Here is a 24,763-nt window from a genome sequence, read left to right as displayed (position 1 = left end):
CTCCTACGCGGTGCGGTCAGAACGCTGGATCGTGCCAGACGACATCACCGCCGATCACGGTCAGCAGGCTGCGCGTCTTCGGCAGGTCCTGCGCCGGGACCGCGGCTTCGTCGAGCACGTCCTGCGACAGCACCGCGAGGTCGGCGAGGTAGCCGGGCGCGCGTCGCCGCGTCGAATCCGACCACGGGGCTCGGCTCCGCCGCCAGCGCTTCCGCATGCGACATGCGTGTCATCGCTCCGCGCCGTCGCGCAGCGTGCCTGCCGTCGCCGGCAGCACGTGACGGGGGGCGGGAAGGGCGAGGGCGGGCCGGATCACGACGCGGCGGCGGGACATGTTCGCGAAAGAAACGTGCATGGGTGCTCCTTGCGACGTGCGGCGGCGCGTCGATGCGCTCCCTGGAGGCGAACGACGGACGGGAATCGGGGCGGCCACGGGTCCGCGGCGCGGAACTGGCGTCGTCGCGGATGTTGTAGGAAACTCCGGAAGGCGTCCGCTACTCCCAAACGTGAGTGTCGCGATGGATCCGGGGACACTGCTCGAAGCGATCGGACAGGTCTACGCGTCGATGTTCGACGAGGATGCCGAGCGCGGCTGGCTGGACCAGGTGCGCGATCTGGCCGGCGCCGAACACGCGGTGCTGTCCGAGGCGCGCGGACCGAAGCTGACCATGCACATCAGCCGGATGGACGCGGGCATGGAGCCGCTCGCCCGGCAGCTCGCGGCCACCACCCTCTACGACAACCCGTTGGCGAGGATGCCCTCGCGCAGGGTGCACCGCATGTCGGACTATTTCCCGATCCGCGACCTGATGCGCACGCAGGTGTACCAGCAGTTCGTGCGGCCCCTGCACGGCGGGTATGCACTGGCGTTCCCGTGGGGCGTCGAGGATGGCCGGGCGGCGATCGCGATCTGCCGCGACGCGACGCGCACGCGCGACTTCGCCGATGCCGAATGCACGGCGCTGCAGCCGCTGCTGCTGCATATCCACAATGGCTTCCGCATCCGCGCGCGCATGCAGGCGCTGCAGGCTTCGCTCGACCAGGCGCATGCCGCGCTGGACGCGATGCACGAGGCCGTGCTCATCGTCGATCGCGCGCGGCGCGTGCGCTACCTCAATCCGCAGGCGTGGAACCTGCTCGCCGATGGCGACGGTATCCGCCTCGACGCCGGCGCGCTGCATGCGACCCGCGCCTACGACGATCGCAGGCTGCAGGCGCTGGTCGCGTCCGCGCTCACGGTCGCAACGCGCCTGCAGTCGCCGGATGCGCGCGGCGCGGCCGCGCCGGAGTGGGCCGATCCCCGGCTTGCGATTCCGCGGGATGCGCCGCGGCGGCCGTTGCTGGCCAGCGTGGCGCCGGCGACCGCGGTGGCGCATCGGCACGGGCTGTCCGATTTCGCCGACGCCGCGATCGTGCTGCTGCGCGATCCCGATCGCCCGCCCGCGGGCAGTACCCGGGCGCTGGTGGCGCTGTTCGCGTTGACCCCGCGCGAAGCCGAACTGGCGATGGCGCTGCGCGACGGCAGCCCGCTGGCGCTCGCGTCCACGCGGCTGGGCATCGCCGAAGGCACGGCGCGCCAGTACCTCAAGCAGGTGTTCGCCAAGACCGGCGTCGGCCGGCAGGCGGAACTGGTCGCGCTGTTGCGCAACCTGTGCTGAAACGCTGCGTGCCGCGCGCGCGACGGGCGCTCGTGCATGATGGACGCCTTCGGAAGCGATGCGCGATGCGCAGGGAGGATGGATGCAGCTGGGCATGATCGGACTGGGCCGCATGGGCGCGAACATGGCGCAGCGGCTGCAGCGCGGCGGGCATGCGGTCACCGGTTTCGACCCGACGCCGGAGGCGCGGGCGCGGGTGGCGGCGGAAGGCATCGCCACCGTCGAATCCCTGGAGGCATTGGTCGCGTCGCTCGATGCACCGCGCGCGCTGTGGATGATGGTGCCGGCGGGCGCCGTGGTCGACGCGACCATCGACGCGCTGCAGCCGCTGCTGTCGGCGGGTGACGCCCTGGTCGATGGCGGCAACTCGTTCTACAAGGACAGCCAGCGGCGCGCGGAGGCGCTGCGCGAGGCCGGCATCGCCTGTCTCGACGTCGGCACCAGCGGCGGCGTGTGGGGGCTCGCGGAAGGCTACAGCCTGATGGTCGGCGGCGATGCGCAGGCCGCTGCGCGCCTGTCGCCGCTGTTCCAGGCGCTGGCGCCGGCGCCCGATCGCGGCTGGGGCCACGTCGGGCCGAGCGGCGCCGGGCACTACGCGAAGATGATCCACAACGGCATCGAGTACGGAATGATGCAGGCCTACGCCGAAGGCTTCGCCATCCTCGAGCGCAAGCGCGAACTGACGCCCGACATCGCGCAGCTTGCGGAGATCTGGCGGCACGGCAGCGTGGTGCGCTCGTGGCTGCTCGACCTCGCTGCCGAAGCGCTGGTACAGAACCCGGGCCTCGGCGGCATCGCGCCCTACGTCCCCGATTCCGGCGAAGGTCGCTGGACGGTGGCCGAGGCGATCGAACTCGACGTCGCCGCGCCGGTGATCACCCAGTCGCTGATCGAACGCCTGCGCTCGCGCGACGACGATGCCTTCGCCGACAAGCTGCTGTCGGCGCTGCGCAACGCCTTCGGTGGCCATGGGGTGAAGCGCGACTGAGCGGTTAGGCCTCCGGGCTGGCGGCTTGCGTTCGATCGATGCCTGCCGTCGCAAGCTGCTGCCGGGCAGCCAGGCGCAGGCGATGGTGAGTCGCGGGACGCTGCTGGTGCTGGTGGTCCGCCTGAGGGCTTTCGCATCCATTCCCGACGTGCCGGCATCGTCATCCCGGCGAAAGCCGGGATCCATCTTGACTTTTTCGATGCCTGATCGCCGAAGGGAATCAACAGCAAAATGGATCCCAGCTTGCGCTGGGATGACGGGAACCGAGGTGCAAGGGAGCGGCTCGAGAACACGCCGGGCCTCGTTCCGGCGCATTGCGACCAGGGTCGCTTCCGCGAGAATCCGACTTCAGGCTACCGGAGCGGTTCCCGGATCAAGCTCGATCGCGCGTCCTTCAACGGTGCTCGCCGCGCCGGCCTCCAGCAGGCGCATCACGTCCAGCGCCTGCCGCGTGGTCACCGGCGCCTCGCCGCCGCCCAGGATCGCATCGCGCATCGCGGCGTAGAACGCGCGGTAGTCCCCGGCCACGCCCTCGACGACGGACTCGACCGGCGCGCCATCGACGATCCGCACCAGCGTCCCCGGCGACGGGTCGCGGCCCCAGCCGGGCGAACCGGGCGCGACGCCGTCCTTCAGCATCGCCTCCTGCGCATCCAGCCCGCGCTTGCTGAAGCTGCCGCGCGTGCCGTGCGCGGCGAAGCGCAGCCCGCTCGCCGGCACCAGCGCGCCCGCGTGCAGCACCACGCGCAGGCGCGGGTAGCGCAGCAGCACGTGGAAGAAATCGTCGACCACCGCGCCCTCGCGCTGCATGGCGATGTCGGCCTGGATCGACAGCGGCGGGCCGAACAGCTGCAGCGCCTGGTCGAGCAGGTGCGGGCCGAGGTCGAACCACAGCCCCGCGCCCGGCCCCGCGCGCTCGCGCCAGCGGTCGGGTACCTGCGGCCGGAAGCGGTCGAAGTGCGAGTGCAGTTCGGCCACCTCGCCGAGCGTGCCGTCCTCGACCAGCGCGCGCAGGGCGAGGAAGTCCGCGTCCCAGCGCCGGTTCTGGAACACGCTGACGATGCGCCGCGCCTCTTCGGCCGCGGCCACCACGCGCTGTGCCTCGTCGAGCGAGGTGGTGAAGGGCTTGTCGACGACGACGTGGCGCCCGGCGCGCAGCGCGGCGATCGCCAGCGGCGCGTGCACGGCGTTGGGCGCGGCGATGACGACGAGGTCGATGGCGTCGTCGGCGAACGCGGCCTGCGGATCGCCGGTGACGCGCGCATCGGGAAAATCGGCGTGGACCTTGCCGGCATCGCCGGACACCACGGTGTGCAGGCGCAGCCCGGGCGTGTACGCGAGCAGGGGTGCGTGGAAGACCTTGCCGACGTAGCCGTATCCCACCAGCGCGACGTTGATCGGCGCGCTCATCGCCGCCCCCGCCCGGACGCCGGGGCGCTGCGGGCCGGGCTCACCAGCCGAACAGCTTGAAATAGGTCTGCGGCGGGTCGTCGCCCTCGCGCGTGGACAGCACGCGGCCGTCGCGCACGTACAGGTGGTAGGCCGGGCCGCGCGAAGGCTTCACGTGAACCACGCGCAGGTCGCCGTTGACGCGGTATTCGGTGATGACGTCGCCGTTGGCTTCGGTGCGGCTGTTCTCGACCGCGTCCGGCGGGATGTCGACCGTGGCCGGCCCCGTCGTGGTGCAGGCGGCCAGCGCCAGCAGCAGCGCGGACAGGGCGATGGGCAGGAGGTGGGGGGTGTTGCGCATGGCGGGCATCCGGGGTGGATTCGGAAACATTATGCGCCGCGATGGCGAAGGTGGGGTGGAGAGGGCGGGAGCGCGGTGGTTCACCGTTCCTGCCGCGTGGCGACGCGTTCGTCATCCCGGTGGCGTCTGGTTTCGACTTGCGCGGCGTAGAATCGGTGCATGCCCAGACTCGTCCTGATCGATGGTTCCTCGTACCTGTTCCGCGCGTTCCACGCGCTGCCGCCGCTGACCAACGCCGACGGCGAGCCGACCGGGGCGCTGTTCGGCGTGGTCAACATGCTGCGCGCCACGCTGAAGGAACAGCCCGACTACGCCGCCTTCGTGGTCGACGCCAGCGGGCCGACGTTCCGCGAGGCGCTGTATCCGCAGTACAAGGCCAACCGCCCGCCGATGCCCGACGAGCTGCGCGCGCAGGTCGAGCCGATGCTGCAGCTGGTCGAGGCGCTGGGCCTGCCGATCCTGCGCGTGCCGGGCGTGGAGGCCGACGACGTGATCGGCACGCTGGCGCTCCAGGGCGCGGCGGACGGCATCGACGTCACCATCTCCACCAGCGACAAGGATTTCGCCCAGCTGGTGCGGCCGCACGTCGAACTGGTCAACACCATGACCGGCAGCCGCATGGACGGCGACGAGGCGGTGGTCGCGAAGTTCGGCGTGCGCGCCGACCAGATCGTCGACATGCTCGCGCTCATGGGCGACAGCATCGACAACATCCCCGGCGTGCCCAAGTGCGGGCCGAAGACCGCGGCCAAGTGGCTGGCCGAGTACGGCACGCTTGACGGCGTGGTCGCGAACGCCGGAGCGATCAAGGGCAAGATCGGCGAGAGCCTGCGCGAGGCCCTGCCCCAGCTGCCGCTGAGCCGGCAGCTGGCGACGATCAAGACCGACGTCGCGCTCGACGTCGCGCCGCAGGCGCTGGGCCTGCGCGAACGCGACGTGGACGCGCTGCGCGGGCTGTACGCGCGCTACGGCTTCAACCAGGCGCTGAAGGAGCTCGATGGGGTAAATGCATTGGAAAGTCCGCACATGGATGTGCGGGCTCTTGCGGGGGACCCGCATAAATCGCGCGGCAGCGGCCGCTACGCCGCGCCGGCGGAAGCGGACGAAGCGCCGCCGGCCGCGGAACTGTCGGCGCCCGGCGAATACGAGGCGATCCTGACGATGGAGCAGCTCGACGCGTGGATCGCGAAGCTGCAAGCCGCCGGCGAATTCGCGCTCGACACCGAGACCGATTCGCTCGACCCGATGCGCGCCAACCTCGTCGGCATCAGCTTCGCCGTGGAAACCGGCCATGCCGCCTACCTGCCGCTCGGCCACGACTATCCCGGCGCGCCGGCCCAGCTCGACCGCGCGGCCGCGCTCGCCGCGCTCAAGCCGCTGCTGGAGGATGCCGGCAGGCGCAAGCTCGGCCAGCACGGCAAGTACGACCTGCACGTGTTCCGCCGCCACGGCGTCGCCGTGCGCGGCTATGCCGACGACACCATGCTGGAAAGCTTCGTGCTCAACTCCAGCCAGCGCCACGACATGGACTCGCTGGCCCAGCGCCTACTCGGCTACGACACCATCAAGTACGAGTCGGTCGCCGGCAAGGGCGCGAAGCAGATCCCGTTCTCCGCCGTCGCCATCGACGACGCCGCGCGCTACGCGGCCGAGGACGCCGACATCACCCTGCGCCTGCACCGCGTGCTGGCGCCGAAGCTGGCGGTGGAACCGTCGCTGGAAGGCGTGTACCGCGACATCGAGATGCCGCTGGTACCGGTGCTCGAGCGTATCGAGGCCAACGGCGTGAAGATCGACGCCGACGAACTGCGCCGGCAGACCGCCGACCTGTCGCGGCGCATGCTGGCCGCGCAGCAGAAGGCGACCGAACTCGCCGGCCGCAGCTTCAACCTCGATTCGCCCAAGCAGCTGCAGGCGCTGCTGTTCGACGAGCTGAAGCTGCCGGCGCTGGTGAAGACGCCCAAGGGCCAGCCGAGCACCAACGAGGAAGCGCTGGAGGCCATCGCCGACCAGCACGAGCTGCCGCGGGTGATCCTCGAGTACCGCGGCCTGGCCAAGCTGCGCAGCACCTACACCGAGAAGCTGCCGGAGATGGTGAACCCGGACACCGGCCGCGTGCACACCAGCTACCACCAGGCCGGCGCCGCCACCGGCCGGCTCGCCTCCAGCGATCCCAACCTGCAGAACATCCCGATCCGCACCGAGGACGGCCGCCGCATCCGCAAGGCCTTCGTCGCGCCGCAGGGCCGGAAGATCGTCGCCTGCGACTACTCGCAGATCGAGCTGCGGATCATGGCGCACCTGTCCGAGGACGCCGGCCTGCTGAACGCATTCGCGGCTGGCGCCGACATCCATCGCGCCACCGCGGCGGAAGTGTTCGGCCGCACGCTGGAAGAGGTGACGTCGAACGAGCGCCGCGCCGCCAAGGCGATCAACTTCGGCCTGATGTACGGCATGAGCGCGTTCGGACTGGCGCGAAACCTCGGCATCGGCCGCGGCGAGGCGCAGGACTACATCGCCACCTATTTTTCACGCTACCCCGGCGTGCGCGACTTCATGGAGCGCACGCGGCAGCAGGCGCGCGACCAGGGCTACGTCGAAACCGTGTTCGGCCGGCGGCTCTACCTCGAATACATCCAACGCGGCACCCAAGGCCAGCGCGCCGGCGCCGAGCGCGCCGCGATCAACGCGCCGATGCAGGGCACCGCGGCCGACATCATCAAGCGCGCGATGGTCGACATCGACGCCTGGCTGGCCGGGCAGGGCGGCCAGGCGCTGATGATCCTGCAGGTGCACGATGAACTCGTGTTCGAGGCCGACGCCGGCTTCGTCGACACGCTGCTGGCCGAAGTGCCGGCGCGAATGGCGGCTGCGGCGGAACTGCGTGTTCCATTGGTGGTCGATTCGGGCCTGGGGGACAACTGGGAAGAGGCGCATTGAGGCGGCGGCGGTGACGCCGGCGTGTTCAGCTTTGTCGCGAGCGGCCGCCGCGGGCCTCGATTTCCGCGCTGGTTTCGCGCGTTTTTTCCGTGAAGCATGACTTTCGGCAGGGGGATGTAACGCATGTAACGCCGGTGGAAACGGCGTCGCGGCGGCGGAAGTAAACGCAGGCTGAACTTTCCGGGAAACGGACCCCGATCTTCACGAACTCTCAATGTTCGGAATGGTCATATAGATCGCGACAGATGCAAGGTCTGTCGCAGATCTCTCCCATCCCCTGGAGCAGATCCCGGAACGAAGACTTCTCCCCGAGTCCCGTTCCCCGAGCCCCGCCGGCCCCCCCTGCCTGCGGGGCTTTTTATTGGGTAATTCCCAGGTCCGGGAATGATCCGAAGAAAGCCTTGTCATTGGAAAGCCTTGTCATTTCGACCGCAGGGAGAAATCTTCTTTCCCTGCACCGGAGACGAGATTTCTCCCTGCGGTCGAAATGACAAGGCGACAAGGCTTTCCTGTTGCCCCGCATCCGGATTGCTCCGCCATCGCAGCCCTCCCGCACAAGCAGGGGTGGATTGAGGTGACGGGAGTCCGCGCCGATCGCCGACCCGCCGATCTACAAGCCGTCCCTGCTCCCGCCCGGTCCCTGCCACCACCTTCATCCCGTCGATGCGAGAGTACGGCGTCCCTGCGAGGAGGCCACCGCCGTGTCCGGATTGCTGGAGCTGTCGATGCCGTGGTGGGAGTTCGTGCTGCGCGCGATCGCGGTGTATGTCGTGCTGCTGTCGCTGGTGCGCCTGTCGGGCAAGCGCACGGTCGGGCAGTTCACGCCGTTCGACCTGATCGTGGTGGTGCTGCTCGGGACCGCGGTGCAGAACTCGCTGATCGGCGAGGACACGTCGCTGCCGGGCGGACTGATCCTCGCCGCGACCCTGGTCGCGCTGAACTGGCTCACCGGTTTCGTCACCGCGCGCCATCCCGCGCTCGACCGCCTCGTCGAAGGTAGCCCGGTCCTGCTCGCGCGCGACGGCGTGGTGTTCGAGGCCGCGCTGCGGCGGCAGTCGATCAGCCGCGCCGAGTTCGAGTCCGAGATGCGCGCGGCCGACTGCGCCGAGGCCGCGGATATCCGGCTGGCGGTGCTGGAGACCAACGGCCGCATCAGCATCGTCAAATGCGATCCGGGATAGCCGCGGGCGCTAGAATCGGCGCACTGCCGTGCGCAAGATCATCCACATCGACATGGACGCGTTCTACGCGTCGGTGGAGCAGCGCGACGATCCGTCGCTGCGCGGCCGCCCCGTGGTCGTGGCCTGGCGCGGCGCGCGCTCGGTGGTGTGCGCGGCGTCCTACGAGGCGAGGACGTACGGCGTGCGCTCGGCGATGCCGGCGATGCGCGCCGAGCGCCTGTGCCCCGACGCGGTGTTCGTGCCGCCGGACTTCGTGCGCTACAAGGCGGTGTCGCGGCAGGTGCGCGCGATCTTCCTCGAACACACCGACCTGGTGGAGCCGCTGTCGCTGGACGAGGCCTACCTCGACGTCACCGCGCCGAAGATCGACTCGCCCAGCGCCACCGCCACCGCGCAGGCGATCCGCGCGCGCATCCGCGAGGAAACGCGGCTCACCGCCTCGGCAGGAGTGGCGCCGAACAAGTTCATCGCCAAGATCGCCTCGGACTGGAACAAGCCCGACGGCCTGTTCGTGGTCAAGCCGGCGCAGGTTGAGGCCTTCCTGACGCCGCTGCCGGTGGCGAAGATCCCGGGCGTGGGCAAGGTGATGCAGGGCAAGCTGGACAAGCTCGGCATCGCGACCGTGGGCGACCTGCGAGCGTTCCCGCAGGAGGAACTGCAGGCGCGTTTCGGCAGCTTCGGCGCCTCGCTGTACCGACGCGCGCGCGGCATCGACGAGCGGCCGGTGGAGCCGGACCAGCCGGTGCAGTCGATCTCGGCCGAGGACACCTTCGAGCGCGACCTGCCGCTGGGCGAACTGGCGCCGCACGTGCGCCGGATCGCGGAGAAGGCCTGGAACGCGACGCGCAAGACCGAGCGCGTGGGCCGCACCGTGGTGCTCAAGCTCAAGACCGCGCAGTTCCGCATCCTCACCCGCAGCCTGACGCCGGACGCGCCGCCGGCCTCGCTGGAGGCGTTCACCGCGATCGCGCTGTCGCTGCTCGCGCGCGTGGGCCTGCCAGATGCCACGCGCTATCGGCTGGTCGGCGTTGGTCTGTCCAATTTCCGCGATGCGGACGAGGGTGGGCTGCAGCCGGAGCTGTTCGACGGGGAAACCGCGGTACGCGCAATTTGAGCCGCCCCCGACTAGGTGTCATTCCGGGCGCAGTGAGGAATCTGTGTCCCGCGGCCGCGATGGGCGACCGCAAGAGCAGATTCCTCGCTGCGCTCGGAATGACAGGCCTCTTCTGTCGAATGCTTCAGGTGTCGTATCGCGGGCCACCATGACCGCGACGCGCGCGCAGCAGATAGACTTCGCGCTCCATTCCAGGCGAACGATGCGATGCCCTTCCCTTTCCGCGCGGTGCTGTTCGACCTCGACGGTACCCTGATCGACAGCGCCCACGGCATCGCCGGTGCGGTCAACGAGACACTCGCGGAGCTGGGGCACGCGCGCGTCGAGCCCGCGGTGGTGCTGGAATGGATCGGCGAGGGCGCGCGCATCCTGCTGCATCGCGCGCTGCGCCATGCCGGCGCCGACCTGCCCGACGGGCCCGGCTTCGACCGGACCTTCGCCATGCTGATGCGGCACTACGCGCACTCGCTGCCGCAGCAGGCGCGGGCCTATCCGGGCGCGGAAGACGCGCTGCGCGGGCTGCGCGCGCGCGGCGTGAAGGTCGCGCTGTGCACCAACAAGCCCGAACGCTTCATCGCGCCGCTGCTCGAGGCGCTCGGCTGGCGGGAACTGTTCGACGGCATCGTCGGCGGCGACACCCTGCCCGAAGGCAAGCCCGCCGCGCTGCCGCTGCGGCACCTGGCCGATGGCTTCGGCGTGCCGGTGCACGCGTGCGCGATGGTGGGCGACTCGCGCACCGATGCCGAGGCCGCGCACGCGGCGGGCATGCCGCTGGTGCTGGTGGACTATGGGTACCACCGCGACTTCGACGTGCGCAACGCCGATGCGCGCGCCGTGATCGACGACCTGCGGCGGTTGCTACCGCAGGAAGCCGGCGATTGATCCGGTAGTCACGTTGCGGGTGTGCCTTCGGGCGCGACGCTTCGATGGTCGACATTGCTGCCGTCATCCCCGCGAAAGCGGGGATCCAGTGTCTTTCTGGCTCAAAGCAAAATGGATCCCCGCTTTCGCGGGGATGACGACAGTGGGTTCGTCGTCGCGGGAAAAAAGTATCGCCCGAGGGTAGCCCCGCACGATGGCGCTGGTCAGCGCGCCGGACGCCAGCGCAGCACGACGTGGTATTCGCGGCCGGGCTGGTAGTACCAGGCCACGGTTTCGTACTCGCGGTCGAAGACGTTGCTGGCGCGGGCCAGCAGGCTCCAGTCGCGGTGGAAGGCGTATTCCAGCCGCAGGTCGGTGGTGGCGTAGCCGCCCAGTCGCGCGGTGTTGGCGGCGTTGTCGTAGCGGCTGCCGGCGCCCTGCACGGTGATGCCGGCGCGCAGCGGGCCGAATTCGCGGTCGAGGTCGACGCGGCCGGTGCTGCGCGCGCGGCGGGCGAGCACGTTGCCGTCGTTGGCGCCGCCGCTGCGGTCGCGCGGATCGACGTGGCTGAGCTGGGTCGACAGGTCGAAGCCGGCGAACGAGGTGCCGAAGGTGAGTTCGGCGCCGCGGATGCGGGCTTCGTCGATGTTGCTGCCCACGCCGAGGAAATCCGGCGGCGGGTAAACGAACACGATCAGGTTGTCGATGCGGCTCTCGTAGACGTCGAAGGACCAGTGGAAGCGCTCGCTGAACTGCGACAGGCCGAGGTTGAGGCTGCGCGATTCTTCCGGCTGCAGCCACGGGCTCTCGGAGCCGGGGTAGTACAGGTCGTTGAAGGTCGGCGCCTTGAAGCCGGTGCCGAGCGTGGCGTTGAGGCGCAGGCCGTTGTCGAACGACAGGCCCCAGCCGAGGCCGCCGGTGAGGTGGTTGCCGAACTGCTCGTTGTCGTCGTTGCGCACGCTGGCCTGGAAGCGGTGCCTGCCGGCGCTGCCGCTGTAGGCGAGGAACACGCCGGTGTTGTCGCGGTCGTCGACGGTATAGCCCGTGGTGCCGTCGACGCGGTCGTTGCTGTAGTCGACGCCGACGCTGAGCGAATGCGCGGCCGCCAGCTTGACGTCGGCCTGCACCGAGGCGCTGTCGCGGCGGGTGTCGAGGCTGCTGACGAAGGCGTCGCCCTGGTAGTCGTCGGACTGGTCCTTGCTGCGGCCGAGCGCCGCGCTCAGGCCGATGCGCCCGCCTTCGGGCGCGTAGCGCAGCTGTGCGCCGGTCACCTGCTGCAGCGTCTTCGAGCGGTTGGTCCAGGAGCCATCGAACTCATTGTCGCCGGCGGCGTTGAGGAAGTTGCCTTCCAGCGTCGTTGCATCGTTGATGCGGAAGCCGCCGCGCAGGTTCAGCGAAACGTTGCGGTAGCCGTCGTCGTCGGGTTCGTCGGCGAAGCAGCCCTGGAACAGCGTGCCCGAGCCGCGGCAGGCGTTGATGCCGTCGGTGGAATCGTAGCCGCCGTGGGCGCCGATCCAGCCGCGTTCGCCGCGGTAGTCGAAGCCGGCGCTGGCGTCGCGGCTGCCGTGGCTGCCGCCGCCCACCGTCGCGTACGGCGACAGGCCGTCGGCCTCGCCGCCGCGGGTGAAGATCTGGATCACGCCGCCGATCGCCTCCGAGCCGTACAGGCTCGAGCGCGGGCCGCGGATGATCTCGATGCGCTCGATCTGCGCCACCGGCAGGTCCTGGATCGCCGGCATGCCGGCGGTGGCCGAACCGAACTTGACGCCGTCGACCAGCACCAGCACGTGGTCGGACTCGGCGCCGCGCAGGTACAGGCTGCTGAGCTTGCCGCGCCCGCCGGTGTTGCCGATGTCGACGCCGGCGCGACCGCGCAGCAGTTCGATCAGGTCGCGCGCCTGGCTGCGCTCGATCGCGGCGCGGTCGATGACCTGCGCCGGGACCAGGCTGTCGACCAGCGGCACCTCGGTGCGGGTGCCGGTGACGACGACCTCGTCGAGGTCGACCGCGGCGGAATCGGCGCGCGCGGTCGATGCGAGCAGGGGCAGGAACAGGGCGGCGGCGACGGCCGTGGACAGGGGGCGAAGCATGCTGGTCTCCATCGCGCGCACACCCGCGTACGCGCCGGGTTTCGGAAGCGGTCGCGTGGAGAGGGAGGGGCTGCGGAACCGGAAACGCCCGGCATCGCCGCCGCGACGCCCTCCGCATCGCAACCAGTGGGCTTCGTGGCCGGTCTCCGGACTCGCGGGCGAGGCATCCGATGCCTCGACCGCCGCGCCTTCCCATGCGTCATGCACAGTGGCGGATGCGGCGGTCGTACTCGCTTACCGTTGCGGGGGCAGTGCCGGAATGGCCGCGCCGCACATGGCGGCGCCGGCGTCACCGGCTTCCCGTTTCAGCCCTTGGACGAACGTCCGCGGGCCACCTCGAAGCAGCCGGCATTGTACGGGAATCGCGAAGGGCGCTCCCACAGCAGGTCAATCCCGATCTCGGTCTTCGCCGCCGCCGGGCTCGTCGAGGAACCCGAACGAGGCCGGCGCTTCCTCGCTCTGGTGGTGCGTGGTGGTCACCGGCGCGGCGGCGGGGCGGCCGCGCGGTGGCGGCAGCTCGGCGGTCGCGGCCTCGACCGCGGCCACCAGTTCCGCGCGCCGTGCCTCGGGCACTTCCTGCCAGTGGCAGTCCTGCAGCGCGCCTTCCAGCGCGTAGAGCATGTTGAGGCTGGGCTTGAAGCCGGCGCGCTTGACCCGCATGAACGCGTCCACCGGGCCGGCGGCAACGAGGTCTTCCTGGGTGCGCAGGCCGACCTGGCGCAGCCAGGCCGCGGATTTCGGGCCGATGTTGCGCAGCTTCAGCGGTGCGTTCATGGCAGTGCCTCGACGTAGATGCGGGCGATGGTTTCCAGCCCCTCCTGGTCTGTAACGTCAAAACGCGCCGGATCCGGGCTGTCGAGGTCGAAGACGCCCACCAGTTCGCCGCCGCGGACCAGCGGCACCACCAGCTCCGAGCGCGAGGCGGCATCGCAGGCGATGTGGCCGGGGAAGGCGTGCACGTCCTCGACCCTCTGGGTTTCGCGGCGGCTCGCGGCGGCGCCGCACACGCCCCTGTCGAGCGGGATGCGCACGCAGGCGGGCAGGCCCTGGAACGGGCCGACCACCAGTTCGGTGCCGTCGAAGAAGTAGAAGCCGACCCAGTTCAGCCGCTCCAGCGCGTGGTAGACCAGCGCCGAGAGGTTGGCGGCGTTGGCGATGCGGTCGTGCTCGCCGTGCAGCAGGGCGCGGGCCTGTTCGGCGAGCTGGGCGTACTGTTCGGCCTTGCTGCCGCTTAGACTGGTCGCAGAGAACATGCGGCCAGTGTAGCAGCGCGCTCCGGCGCGCCCGGAGGAGCAGTGACGCGGTTTCAGGCCCTGGGGAACGATGCGTCGACGCGCTGTCTGCGGAGCGCGGCATGACGCGATCGTGCTTCGTCACCGGCACCGATACCGGCGTCGGCAAGACCTTCGCGTCGGTGGCGCTGCTGCACGCCCTGCGCGCGCGCGGCTTGCGCGCGGTGGGCATGAAGCCGGTCGCGAGCGGCTGCGAGGCGACCGCCCAAGGCTGGCGCAACGAGGACGCGCTGGCCCTGCTCGCCGCCAGCGAACCGACGCCCGCCTACGCCGACGTGAATCCGTACGCGCTGCCGGCGGCGACCGCGCCGCAGCTGGCCGCGCGCGATGCGGACGCCGTCGTGGAACTGCCGCCGATCCTGTCCGCGTACGCGCGGCTGGCGTCGGACGCGGAGGCGATGGTGGTCGAGGGCGTCGGCGGCTGGGCGGCGCCGCTGGCGGACGGCTTCGACCAGGCGGCGCTGGTGCGCGCGATCGATGCCGACGTGGTGCTCGTCGTTGGCCTGCGCCTGGGCTGCCTGAGCCATGCGCGGCTGACGGCGCGCGCGGTGGCGGCGGACGGCTGCCGACTCGTCGGCTGGATCGGCAATCGCGTCGATCCGGAGTTCGATCGCGTCGACGACTACCTCGGCCTGCTGCGCGATGCGCTGCCGCTGCCGTGCCTGGGTGTGCTGGCGCATGCGCCGGAGGGCGACGGTGTCGCTGCGGGGCGTGCGCTGGACGTCTCGTCGCTGCTGTCGCCTGCCGAGGTCCGGTAAGAGAAGGTCGTCATCCAATCAAAGGCCGTCATCCCCGCGAAAGCGGGGATCCATTTTGACTTTGGCGCAAAAGACACTGGATCCCCGCTTTCGCGGGGATGACGGCAAGGCTACGGATGACCGCTCCTGCCGTCAGCCGTGCTGCGGCGCAGGCGGCGGAAGCTGCGGCTCCCCGTCCTGCGCGGACGACTTCTCGTAGTCGCGGTCATGCGCATGGTCGCGTGCCAGGTACAGGTAGAACGCCGGCAGCACGAACAGGGTGAACATCGTGCCGATGGTCATGCCCGAGGCGATCACCGTGCCCATCGAGAAGCGCGAGGCCGCGCCCGGGCCGCTGGCCAACAGCAGCGGGATCATCGCGAACACCAGCGCGGCGGTGGTCATCAGCACCGGGCGCAGGCGGATCGCGGTGGCCTCCTCGATCGCCTCGCGCTTGGACAGGCCCTGTTCGATCTGCAGCTTGTTGGCGAACTCCACGATCAGGATGCCGTGCTTGGAGATCACGCCCACCAGCGTCACCAGCCCCACCTGGGTGTAGATGTTGATGCTCATCCCGGGGAAGGCCTCGATCCCGGAGAAGCCGAGGATGCCGCCGACGATCGCCAGCACGTTGAGCGTCAGCAGCGCGCCGCAGATCGCCATCGGCACGGTCAGCAGCATGATCAGCGCGTCGCGGAAGCTCTCGAACTGCGCCGACAGCACCAGGAAGATCACGATCAGCGCCAGGCCGAGGGTCATCAGCATCGCCGAGCCCTCCTGCTTGAACTGGCGCGATTCGCCGGCGTAGTCGACGCTGTAGCCCTGCGGCAGCACTTCCTTCGCCGCCTGGTCGAGGATCGCCAGCGCCTCGCCCTTGCTCACGCCGGGGCGCGGGGCGAAGGTGATCGACACCGAGTTCAGCTGCTGGAAGCGCTTGAGCGACTGCGGCTGGGTGCTTTCCTTCAGCGTCACCAGGGTCGACAGCGGGATCAGCTCGCCGTCGCGGGTGCGGGTGTAGTAGTTCTGCAGCTGCGCGGCGTTGAGCCGATCGCTGCGCTGCACCTGCGGGATGACCAGGTAGGAGCGGTTCTGCATCGCGAAGCGGTTGGTGTAGCCGCCCGAGAGCATCGCCGCCATGTCGGCCGCGAGCGTGCGCATGTCGATGCCGAGCGAGGCCGCCTTGTCGCGGTCGATCTGGACCTCGATCTGCGGCTTGTCGATCTTCAGGTCCTTGTCGAGGAAGATGAAGCGCTTGCTGTCCATCGCGCGGGCGAGGATCGCGTCGGCCAGTTCGCTGAGCTGGCTGAGCTCGCCGACGCCGCCGATGATGAATTCACCGCCGCCGTCGCCGCCCGCGCTGGGCAGCGAGGGCGGGACCAGGGCGAAGGTGTTGAGGCCGGTGATTTCACTGATCTTCGGCTGCAGGTCCTGCTCCAGCACCTGCTTGGTCGAGCGGCCGCGCTCGCTCCAGGGCTTGAGCACGAAGCCGGCCATCGCCATCGGGCTGGCGCCGCCGCCGGCGCCGCCGAAGCCGCCGTTGAACAGGAAGTAGTCCTGCACTTCGGGCACGGCCGCGGCGATCTCGGTGACCTCCTCGGTGTAGCGTTCGACGTAGTCGAGCGTCGCGGTCGGGTCGGCCTGCGCTATCGAGAAGATGAAGCCCTCGTCCTCCAGCGGTGCCGGCTCCTTGGGCGCGGTCATGTACAGGAACACGCACGAGACCAGCACGATGGCGCCGAACAGGGCGATGATCGACTTCGTCTCCAGCGCGCCATGCAGCTTGCGCTGGTAGCCGTGATGCAGGCGGTCGAACTGCCGGTCCAGCCAGGCCTCGAGCCGGCCCTTGCTGCCGTCGCCGTGCGCCTTGAGGATCTTCGAGCTCATCATCGGCGTCAGCGTCAGCGCGATCACGCCCGACAGCAGCACCGCGCCGGCCAGGGTGAAGGCGAACTCGGTGAACAGGATGCCGGTGAGGCCGCCCTGGAAGCCGATCGGCAGGTACACCGCGACCAGGGTCGTGGTCATCGCCACCACCGGCCACGCCAGCTCGCGCGCGCCCTTGATCGCCGCGTCGAAGGGCGACATGCCCTCCTCGATGTGGCGATGGATGTTTTCCAGCACGATGATCGCGTCGTCGACCACGATGCCGATCGCCAGCACCATCGCCAGCAACGTCAGCAGGTTGATGGTGAAGCCCATCAGCAGCATCAGGAACAGCGAGCCGACCAGCGACAGCGGCACCGTCACCGCCGGGATCAGCACGCTGCGGATGCTGCCCAGGAACAGGAAGATCACCACGATCACGATGACCACCGCCTCGACGATCGTGCTCACCACCTCGTTGATCGCGTCCTGGATCGCCTCGGTGCTGTCGTAGGGGATGGTCGCGATGACGCCTTCGGGCAGCTGCGGCACGAGCTCGTCGTCCCACAGCCGGCGCACGTCGCGGATCACGTCCAGCGAATTGGCGTCGGGCGAGACGAAGATGCCCATGAAGGTCGCCGCTTCGCCGTTGATGCGCACCGAGGTGCCGTAGTTCTCCGAGCCCAACGCCACGTCGGCGACGTCGCCCAGGCGCACGATCGCACCGTCCTGCTCGCGGATCACCAGCTTGCGGAACTCCTCGGCGTTGCGCAGGTCGGTGCGCGCGGTCATGTCGATCGCGACCATCTGGCCCTTGGTCGAGCCCACCGCCGAGAGCACGTTGTTGGACTGCAGCGCCGCGGCGACGTCGCTGGCGGTGACCTTGAGCGCGGTCATGCGATCGGGTTTCAGCCATACGCGCATCGCGAACGTGCCCGCGCCCATGATGTCGGCGCGCTGCACGCCGGGCACCGTGACGATCTTGGGCTGCACCACGCGGGTCAGGTAGTCGGTGATCTGGTTGTTGTCGAGCGTCTCGCTGGCGAAGGACACGTACATCGCCGCGATCTGCTGGCCCTGCTGCAGGTCGATCACCGGGTCCTCGGACTCGGGCGGCAGCTGGCCGCGCATCTTGTTGACCTTGGCCGCGATCTGGGTGAGCGCCTCGTTCGGGTCCTGGTCGAGGCGGATGTAGGCCTGGATCGTGCTGACGCCGGCCGAGCTGGTCGAGCTCAGGTAGTCGATGCCCTCGGCGCTGGCGATCTCGCGCTCCAGCGGCGTGGTGATGAAGCCCTGGATCAGGTCGGCGTCGGCGCCGTAGTACACGGTGCTGACGTTGACCACGGCGTTGCGCAGCTCCGGGTACTGGCGCACGTTCAACTCGGTGAACGCGCGCAGCCCGAAGATCAGGATGAACAGGCTGACGACCATCGCCAGCACCGGCTTGTTGATGAAGATGTCGGTGAATTTCATGGCTGGAACTCCCCCTCCCCCGCTTGCGGGGGAGGGTCGGGGTGGGGGCCTGGGGTGCGGTGCTCCGTTTCGGCGCTACGGAACACCATCCCCATCCTTGCCTTCCCCTTGAAGGGGAAGGAAATGGGAAGCCTCGCTTGCGCGAGGCTGCCGTTCTTATCTGTTCTCTGCCTCCGGCTTCGCGTCGGCCGTCGGCTGGATCTTGTTGTTGATCGTCACTTCCGCATCATTGCGCAGCTTCAGCAGGCCGCTGGTCGCCACCTGGTCGCCCGGCTTCAGGCCCTCGGTTACCGCGATCAGGTCGCCGCGCGTCGCGCCGGTCTTGATGAAGCGCTGGGTGACGATGAACTTGTCGCCGGTCAGCGGATTGCCCTGCATGTCGGTCTCGCCTTCCTTGCGCGCGGTCTTGCTGATCACGAACACCGCGTTGCCGTAGGGATTGAAGCTGACCGCGGTCTGCGGGATCACCACCACCTCGCGCTCGCCGCCGGTCGCGAAGCCCACGTGCGCGAACGCGCCCGGGCGCAGCAGGCCGTCGGGGTTGTCGACGGTGGCCTGCGCGGTGAAGTTGCGCGTGTTCGGATCGACCCGCGGCTCGACCGCGGTCACCCGGCCCTCGAACACCTGGCCGGGCAAGGCATCGACCGTGGCGCGGATAGTCGTGCCGGGCTTGAGCTTGTCCATCTGCTGCTCGGGCAGGCTGAAGTCGAGGTAGATCGGATCGAGCTGCTGCAGGCTGACGATCGGGTCGCCCGGATTGACGAACTGGCCGAGGTTGATCCGGCGGATGCCGAGTTCGCCGCTGAACGGCGCGCGGATCGTCTTCTGCGCGATCAGCGCGCGCTGCGCGTCGGCCTGGGCCTGCGCGCTGGCCGACGCGGCGACGCGCTGCTGCACTTCGTCTAGCGAGACCAGCTTGTCCTTGCCCAGCTGCTGCCAGCGCTCGGCCTGCACCTTGGCCAGCTTGGCCGAGGTCTCCAGCGACTTCAGCGTGGCCAGCTCGTTGTCGGTGTTCAGGCGCACCAGCACCTCGCCGGCCCTGACCGGCTGCCCGGCCTCGAACTCGATCGCGCGCACCACGCCGCCGGCCTCGGTGGTCACGTCGGTGCCGTTGACGGCGACGAAGGTGCCGACCGCTTCCGAATCGTCCGACCAGCGCTCGGTGGTCGCGACGTAGGCGCTCACCGCCGCTGCCGGCTGCGGCATGTTGTCGAAGAACTTGTTGGTCTGCGCGCCGATGATCGCCTTGACGGCGAACACGCCGCCGAACACCAGCAAGGTGGCCAGCAGCATCAGGATCAGGCGCAGCGCGAACTTCGGCTTTCGCGGGGCGGGCGTTTTGGACATGGCGGGGGTTCCGGGGGGAGAGATGGAGGTCAGCGGGCGGGGTACGGGCAGGGGGCGTCGAAGACGTCCCGGCACAGGCGCTCGATCATGCGGTCGAGCGCGGCGTCGTCGCCGGGGTCGAACAGGGGCTGCCAGCCGTAACCGTTGAGCAGGTAGTGCAGGTGCTTGAACAGCAGGCGGTAGGGATCGCCGATGTCGTCGGGATCGAGCAGTCCCTCCTGCTGCGCCAGAGTATGCATGCCCAGGCACAGGATCCATGGGCCGATCGTCAGGCGTTCGTCCGACAGCGCGAAACCGGCGGGCAGGTCGCCGTCGCGGCGCGCCTGCGCGGCGATGCCGTCCACCAGCGTGGCCAGCGGCTCGCAGGCCTCGAGCGCGCGCCGCCGGCTGCCTTCCGAGGCGGCGCCCCAGACCACGTCGGTCCAGACGAACTGGGCCAGCCGGAAATGCTCGGGCTGTTCGCGCAGCACGATCAGGTCGGCCAGCGCGAGCGCGACGATGCGGTCACGGGTCGGGCCGTTCCAGCGCGCGGCGCGTTCGAACAGTTCCACCCGGTCCAGGCAGTTGCGCGTGGACAGCGCCACCAGCAGGTCTTCCTTGCTGGCGAAATGCTTGTACAGGGTGCCGATCGCGTACTCGCACTCCTCGGCGACCTTCGACACCTGCAGGTTCAGCAGGCCGTCGCGCTGGATCAGCTCCTGGGCCTTGTCCAGGAACAGTGCCTCGCGCTGCGCGAGTTCGCGCTGCCTGCGGTCGATGGTGGCCATGGGGGAGGGGCGGTGCGGCTCGGGGGTGGGGAATTGTGAACCAGATTCATTCCATGATCCAGCCTCCAGCCCGACCGTCCGTCCCCATCGCCGCCGGGGCGCCCGGAAAGGTGACGTGTGCCTGACCAATGGCAGGGGTTTGTTCACCTTTCCAACTAGTATACTGCGCGGTACAGAAATTAAATCCACGCCCGAGACCCCCTCCGCGCCACCGCGCGGCAACAGACAGGGATTGCCCGAATGCGCCGCTTGCTCGCCCCCACGCCCCTCCTCGTCCTCCTGCTGGCCGCCTGCGGCGGCGAACAGGCCCAGCAACAGCCGCCGCCGCCGGAAGTCGGCGTGATCGAGGCGAAGCCGGCCAACCTGCCGCTGACCCGCGAACTGGGCGGTCGCCTGACCGGCTTCCGCAGCTCCGACGTGCGTGCGCGCGTGCCCGGCGTGCTGCAGAAGCGCGTCTACACCGAGGGCAGCGACGTCAGGGAAGGCGACGTGCTGTTCCTGATCGATCCGGCGCCGCTGCAGGCCGCGCTCGGCACCGCGCAGGCCTCGCAGGCGCAGGCGCAGGCGAACTATGCCAACGCCAAGGCCAACGCCGACCGCGCGCGCCAGCTGGCGCCGCAGAACTACGTGTCCAAGTCCGACCTCGACAACGCGCTCGCCGCCGAGCGCAGCGCCGCCGCCGCAGTGCAGGCCGGCAAGGCCGCGGTCGACGCCGCCCGCATCAACCTCGGCTACGCCACCGTGCGCGCGCCGATCAGCGGCCGCGCCGGCAAGCAGCGGGTCACCGAGGGCGCGCTGGTCGGGCAGGGCGACGCGACCCTGCTGACCACGGTCGACCAGATCGATCCGCTGTACGCCAACTTCTCGGTCGGCGTCGGCGAGCTGGAGCAGATCCGCCAGGCGCAGTCCGCGCCGGGCGCCGAATCGATCGTCGAGGTGGTGCTGGCCGACGGCAGCGTCTACGGCCATGCCGGCACCCTGGACTTCTCCGGCGACGTCGTCGATCCGGCGACCGGCGCGATCTCGATGCGCGCGCTGATCCCCAATCCCGACGCCCGCCTGCTGCCCGGCACCTACGTCACCCTGCGCGCGAAGCTGGGCCAGCTGCAGGGCGTGTACGCGATCCCGCAGGCCGCGGTGCAGCGCGACGCGAAGAGCGCCTACGTCATGGTCGTGGGCGGCGACGGCAAGGTCGCGCGCAAGGACGTCACGCTCGAACGCGCCGAAGGCGGCCACTGGATCGTCGGCGCCGGCCTGCAGGGCGGCGAGCAGGTGATCGTCTCGGGCCTGCAGAAGGTGCAGGACGGCGCGCCCGCCAATGCCGTGCCCTGGACGCCCGCCGGCGCGCAGCCGAAGTTGCCGGCCGGCGGCGAAACGCCCGCGACGGAAGCGACGCCCGCCGCCGAATCCGCGGAAGGCTGAGCCGCCATGTCCCGGTTCTTCATCCACCACCCGGTCTTCGCCTGGGTCATCGCGATCCTGATCTCGCTCAGCGGCGTGATCGCGCTGCTCAACATGGGCGTGGAGTCGTATCCCAACGTCGCGCCGCCGCAGGTGACCGTCAACGCCACCTATCCCGGCGCCGACGCGCAGACCGCCGAGCAGGCCGTCACCCAGGTCATCGAGCAGCAGCTCACCGGCATCGACAACCTGTTGTACTTCAATTCGACCTCGAGCTCGTCCGGCCGCGTCTCGATCACGCTGACCTTCGAGACCGGCACCGATCCCGACATCGCCCAGGTGCAGGTGCAGAACAAGGTGTCCCTGGCGACGCCGCGGCTGCCGACCGAAGTGACCCAGCAGGGCGTGGTCGTGGCCAAGGCCAACAGCGGCTTCCTGATGGTGATCGGCCTGCGCTCGAGCGATCCGGCGATGGACCGCAACGCGCTCAACGACCTGATCGCCTCGCGCATCCTCGAACCGCTGGCGCGCGTGCCGGGCGTGGGCAACACCCAGCACTTCGGCTCCGAGTACGCGATGAACGTCTGGCTCGACCCGGACAAGCTGCAGGGCTTCGGACTGTCGGCGTCGCAGGTGCTGGCGGCGGTGCGGGGGCAGAACGCGCAGTTCGCCGCCGGCTCGATCGGTGCCGATCCCGCGCCGGAAGGACAGGGCTTCACCGCCACGGTCGCCGCGGAAGGCCGCTTCAGCTCGCCCGAGCAGTTCCGCGAGATCATCCTGCGCGCCGACGGCGATGGCGCGATCGTGCGCCTGGGCGACGTCGCGCGCGTGGAAGTCGGCGCCCAGGGCTACGGCTTCGACGCCAGGTTCAACGGCCAGCCGACCGGCGCGGTGGCGATCATGCTGCAGCCGGGCGCGAATGCGCTGGCGGTGGCCGAGGCCATCACCACGCGCATGGACGAGCTGCAGACTTCGTTCCCCGCGGGCGTGGAGTGGTACACGCCCTTCGACAGCACCACCTTCGTGCGCATCTCGATCGAGGAAGTGGTCAAGACGCTGATCGAGGCGGTGATCCTGGTGTTCCTGGTGATGCTGCTGTTCCTGCAGAACATCCGCGCCACGATCATCCCGACCCTGGTGATCCCGGTCGCGCTGCTCGGCACCTTCCTCGGCCTGAGCCTGATCGGCTTCACCATCAACCAGCTGACGATGTTCGCGATGGTGCTGGCGATCGGCATCGTGGTCGACGACGCGATCGTGGTGATCGAGAACGTCGAGCGGATCATGGCCGAGGAAAAGCTGCCGCCGGTGGAAGCGACCGAGAAGGCGATGGGCCAGATCACCGGCGCGGTGGTCGCGATCACCGTGGTGCTGGCGGCGGTGTTCATCCCCAGCGCGCTGCAGGGCGGCGCCTCGGGCGAGATCTACAAGCAGTTCGCGATCACCATCGCGATGGCGATGGGTTTTTCCGCGTTCCTCGCGCTCGGTTTCACCCCGGCGCTGTGCGCGACCTTCCTCAAGCAGCACGCCGCGCACGGCGAGAAGAAGGAAAACTGGATCGTCCGCAACTTCAACAAGGCCTACGACCGCGTCAGCCACACCTACGTCGGCCACATCGGCAGTGCGGTGCGGCATGCGCCGCGCTGGATGGTCGTGTTCGCGGCGCTGACCGTCGCCTGCGGCGTGCTGTTCACGCGGCTGCCCGGGAGCTTCGTGCCGGAGGAGGACCAGGGCTACGCGATGGTCATCGTGCAGCTGCCGCCCGGCGCGACGCTGCAGCGCACGCAGGCGGTGTTCGAGCAGGTGCGCGGTACGCTCGAGAACATCGACGGCTATGAGGGCATGATGCAGATCGCCGGCTTCAGCTTCGTCGGCCAGGGCGAGAACGTGGGCATGGCCTTCGTCCGGCTCAAGCACTGGGACGAGCGCGACGTGACCGTGCCCGAGTTCATCCAGCAGGCCAATGGCGCGCTGTACGGCATCCGCGACGCCTCGATCTTCGTGGTCAACCTGCCCACGATCCAGGGCCTGGGCCAGTTCGGCGGCTTCGACATGTATCTGCAGGACCGCGCCGGGCTCGGCCGCGAGGCGCTTGGGCAGGCGCGCGACACCCTGCTCGGCGCCGCGGCGCAGCAGCCCGACCTGCTCACCGGCGTGCGCCCGAACACGCTGGCCGACTCGCCGCAGCTGCAGCTCGACGTCGACCGTGCGCAGGCCGAGGCGATGGGACTGTCGGTCGGCGACGTGTACAACGCGATCCAGCTGATGCTGGCGCCGGTCTACGTCAACGACTACTTCTCCGAGGGCCGGATCAAGCGCGTGATCATGCGGGCCGACGCGCCCTTCCGCATGGGGCCGGAGGCGTTCTCGCGCTTCTACTCGCCCTCGACGCAGGAATCGCTGGACGGCAACGCGGCGATGATCCCGCTGAGCAACGTGGTGAAGTCGGAGTGGGCGATGAACACGCCGTCGCTGACCCGCTACAACGGCTATTCGGCGGTGAACATCAACGGCTCGCCGGCGCCGGGCCGCAGTTCGGGCGAGGCGATGGGCGCGATGGAGGACATCGTCGCCGAACAGCTGCCGCAGGGCATCGGCTACGACTGGACCGGCCTGTCGTACCAGGAAATCATCGCCGGCAACACCGCGACGTTGCTGCTGGTGCTGTCGGTGCTGGTGGTGTTCCTGTGCCTGGCGGCGCTGTACGAGAGCTGGTCGATCCCGGTCTCGGTGCTGCTGGTGGTGCCGCTGGGCATCCTCGGCGCGGTGGTGTTCTCGATGATGCGCGGGCTGTCGAACGACATCTTCTTCAAGATCGGCCTGGTGACCGTGATCGGCCTGGCGGCGAAGAACGCGATCCTGATCGTCGAGTTCGCGGTGCTCGAGCGCGCCGCCGGCAAGACCCTGCGCGAGGCGGTGGTCGAGGCCGCGCGCCTGCGCTTCCGTCCGATCCTGATGACCTCGATGGCCTTCATCCTCGGCGTCACCCCGCTGGCGATCTCCTCTGGCGCCGGCGCCAACGCCCGCCACGCGATCGGCACCGGCGTGATCGGCGGCATGCTGTTCGCGACCTTCCTCGGCCTGCTGCTGATCCCGGTGTTCTTCGTCGCGGTGCGGCGCATGCTCGGCGACAGGATGGACGAACCGCTGCCGCGGAAGCAGCTGTCGCAGCCGCACGGTTGATGCGATGGCACTCGCTCGCCCCGATGCCGGGGCGGGCTGCATCGTTTCAGTCGTCATCCCCGCGCAGGCGGGGATCCAGCGTCTTTCACGACAGGGATAGTTGGCAGTGCGATCTTCC

The 24,763-nt window shown here is 69.6% G+C and carries 18 protein-coding genes and 1 riboswitch; of the genes, 9 read left to right on the top strand and 9 right to left on the bottom strand.

The window, feature by feature from the left end:
* Nucleotides 1-16: 16 nt before the first annotated feature.
* On the bottom strand, nt 17-217 hold the full coding sequence (locus tag FQY83_RS12620) for a hypothetical protein (RefSeq protein ID WP_146388315.1): 201 nt from the start codon (nt 215-217) through the stop codon (nt 17-19).
* Nucleotides 218-518: 301 nt separating this feature from the next.
* On the opposite strand from FQY83_RS12620, the gene FQY83_RS12615 reads away from it, so the two are divergent.
* Both FQY83_RS12615 and gnd read left to right on the top strand, forming a co-directional pair.
* Nucleotides 519-1,658, top strand: coding sequence for a helix-turn-helix transcriptional regulator (locus FQY83_RS12615; RefSeq protein WP_146388314.1), 1,140 nt, complete (start codon nt 519-521; stop codon nt 1,656-1,658).
* A gap of 82 nt (nt 1,659-1,740) precedes the next feature.
* Entirely contained in the window at nt 1,741-2,646 is a 906-nt protein-coding gene (gene gnd, locus FQY83_RS12610; RefSeq protein WP_146388313.1) for a phosphogluconate dehydrogenase (NAD(+)-dependent, decarboxylating), read from the top strand.
* A gap of 348 nt (nt 2,647-2,994) precedes the next feature.
* Here gnd and FQY83_RS12605 read toward each other — a convergent pair whose 3' ends face one another.
* Nucleotides 2,995-4,056, bottom strand: a complete 1,062-nt coding sequence (locus tag FQY83_RS12605; protein WP_146388312.1) for an oxidoreductase — start codon at nt 4,054-4,056, stop codon at nt 2,995-2,997.
* A 40-nt stretch (nt 4,057-4,096) separates the two neighbouring features.
* Nucleotides 4,097-4,396 (bottom strand): DUF2782 domain-containing protein, encoded by a 300-nt coding sequence (locus tag FQY83_RS12600; protein WP_146388311.1) that lies wholly within the window; start codon nt 4,394-4,396, stop codon nt 4,097-4,099.
* A 159-nt stretch (nt 4,397-4,555) separates the two neighbouring features.
* Between FQY83_RS12600 and polA the strand changes: the two genes are divergently transcribed.
* The 4 genes from polA (at nt 4,556) to gph (ending at nt 10,513) form a co-directional block, all read left to right on the top strand.
* Complete coding sequence (polA, locus tag FQY83_RS12595) at nt 4,556-7,336, top strand: DNA polymerase I (RefSeq protein ID WP_146388310.1); 2,781 nt, start codon at nt 4,556-4,558, stop codon at nt 7,334-7,336.
* 701 nt (nt 7,337-8,037) lie between these two features.
* A complete protein-coding gene (locus tag FQY83_RS12590) occupies nt 8,038-8,517 on the top strand; it encodes a DUF421 domain-containing protein (RefSeq protein ID WP_425478656.1) in 480 nt (159 codons plus the stop codon).
* 28 nt (nt 8,518-8,545) lie between these two features.
* Complete coding sequence (gene dinB, locus FQY83_RS12585; RefSeq protein WP_146388309.1) at nt 8,546-9,631, top strand: DNA polymerase IV; 1,086 nt, start codon at nt 8,546-8,548, stop codon at nt 9,629-9,631.
* A 207-nt stretch (nt 9,632-9,838) separates the two neighbouring features.
* A complete protein-coding gene (gene gph / locus FQY83_RS12580; RefSeq protein WP_146388308.1) occupies nt 9,839-10,513 on the top strand; it encodes a phosphoglycolate phosphatase in 675 nt (224 codons plus the stop codon).
* A 203-nt stretch (nt 10,514-10,716) separates the two neighbouring features.
* On the opposite strand, the gene FQY83_RS12575 is transcribed toward gph, so the two are convergent.
* From FQY83_RS12575 to FQY83_RS12565, 3 genes are all read right to left on the bottom strand, one after another.
* Complete coding sequence (locus tag FQY83_RS12575; protein ID WP_238333494.1) at nt 10,717-12,582, bottom strand: TonB-dependent receptor domain-containing protein; 1,866 nt, start codon at nt 12,580-12,582, stop codon at nt 10,717-10,719.
* A gap of 120 nt (nt 12,583-12,702) precedes the next feature.
* A riboswitch (cobalamin riboswitch) is annotated at nt 12,703-12,936 on the bottom strand.
* Between the two features lie 33 nt (nt 12,937-12,969).
* Nucleotides 12,970-13,356, bottom strand: coding sequence for a TfoX/Sxy family protein (locus FQY83_RS12570; RefSeq protein ID WP_146388306.1), 387 nt, complete (start codon nt 13,354-13,356; stop codon nt 12,970-12,972).
* Entirely contained in the window at nt 13,353-13,835 is a 483-nt protein-coding gene (locus FQY83_RS12565) for a GAF domain-containing protein (RefSeq protein WP_146388305.1), read from the bottom strand. Before FQY83_RS12565 ends, FQY83_RS12570 begins: the two co-directional genes overlap by 4 nt.
* 101 nt (nt 13,836-13,936) lie before the next feature.
* On the opposite strand from FQY83_RS12565, the gene bioD reads away from it, so the two are divergent.
* Nucleotides 13,937-14,632, top strand: a complete 696-nt coding sequence (gene bioD / locus FQY83_RS12560; RefSeq protein ID WP_146388304.1) for a dethiobiotin synthase — start codon at nt 13,937-13,939, stop codon at nt 14,630-14,632.
* Between the two features lie 132 nt (nt 14,633-14,764).
* On the opposite strand, the gene FQY83_RS12555 is transcribed toward bioD, so the two are convergent.
* From FQY83_RS12555 to FQY83_RS12545, 3 genes are all read right to left on the bottom strand, one after another.
* On the bottom strand, nt 14,765-17,947 hold the full coding sequence (locus tag FQY83_RS12555) for an efflux RND transporter permease subunit (protein ID WP_146388303.1): 3,183 nt from the start codon (nt 17,945-17,947) through the stop codon (nt 14,765-14,767).
* Between the two features lie 156 nt (nt 17,948-18,103).
* Nucleotides 18,104-19,294: an efflux RND transporter periplasmic adaptor subunit gene (locus tag FQY83_RS12550; RefSeq protein ID WP_146388302.1), complete on the bottom strand. Its 1,191-nt coding sequence runs from the start codon at nt 19,292-19,294 to the stop codon at nt 18,104-18,106.
* A gap of 29 nt (nt 19,295-19,323) precedes the next feature.
* Nucleotides 19,324-20,061: a TetR/AcrR family transcriptional regulator gene (locus tag FQY83_RS12545; RefSeq protein WP_146388301.1), complete on the bottom strand. Its 738-nt coding sequence runs from the start codon at nt 20,059-20,061 to the stop codon at nt 19,324-19,326.
* Nucleotides 20,062-20,301: 240 nt separating this feature from the next.
* On the opposite strand from FQY83_RS12545, the gene FQY83_RS12540 reads away from it, so the two are divergent.
* Together FQY83_RS12540 and FQY83_RS12535 are read left to right on the top strand one after the other, a co-directional pair.
* Nucleotides 20,302-21,483, top strand: a complete 1,182-nt coding sequence (locus FQY83_RS12540) for an efflux RND transporter periplasmic adaptor subunit (protein WP_146388300.1) — start codon at nt 20,302-20,304, stop codon at nt 21,481-21,483.
* 6 nt (nt 21,484-21,489) lie between these two features.
* Complete coding sequence (locus FQY83_RS12535) at nt 21,490-24,645, top strand: multidrug efflux RND transporter permease subunit (protein WP_146388299.1); 3,156 nt, start codon at nt 21,490-21,492, stop codon at nt 24,643-24,645.
* The last annotated feature ends 118 nt before the right edge of the window (nt 24,646-24,763 follow it).

Origin of the sequence: Luteimonas marina (assembly GCF_007859325.1) — a bacterium.
Classification (GTDB): Bacteria; Pseudomonadota; Gammaproteobacteria; order Xanthomonadales; family Xanthomonadaceae; genus Luteimonas; species Luteimonas marina.
The sequence above is the reverse complement of the archived record's forward strand: the minus strand, read 5'-3'. Positions and strand labels throughout refer to the sequence as shown.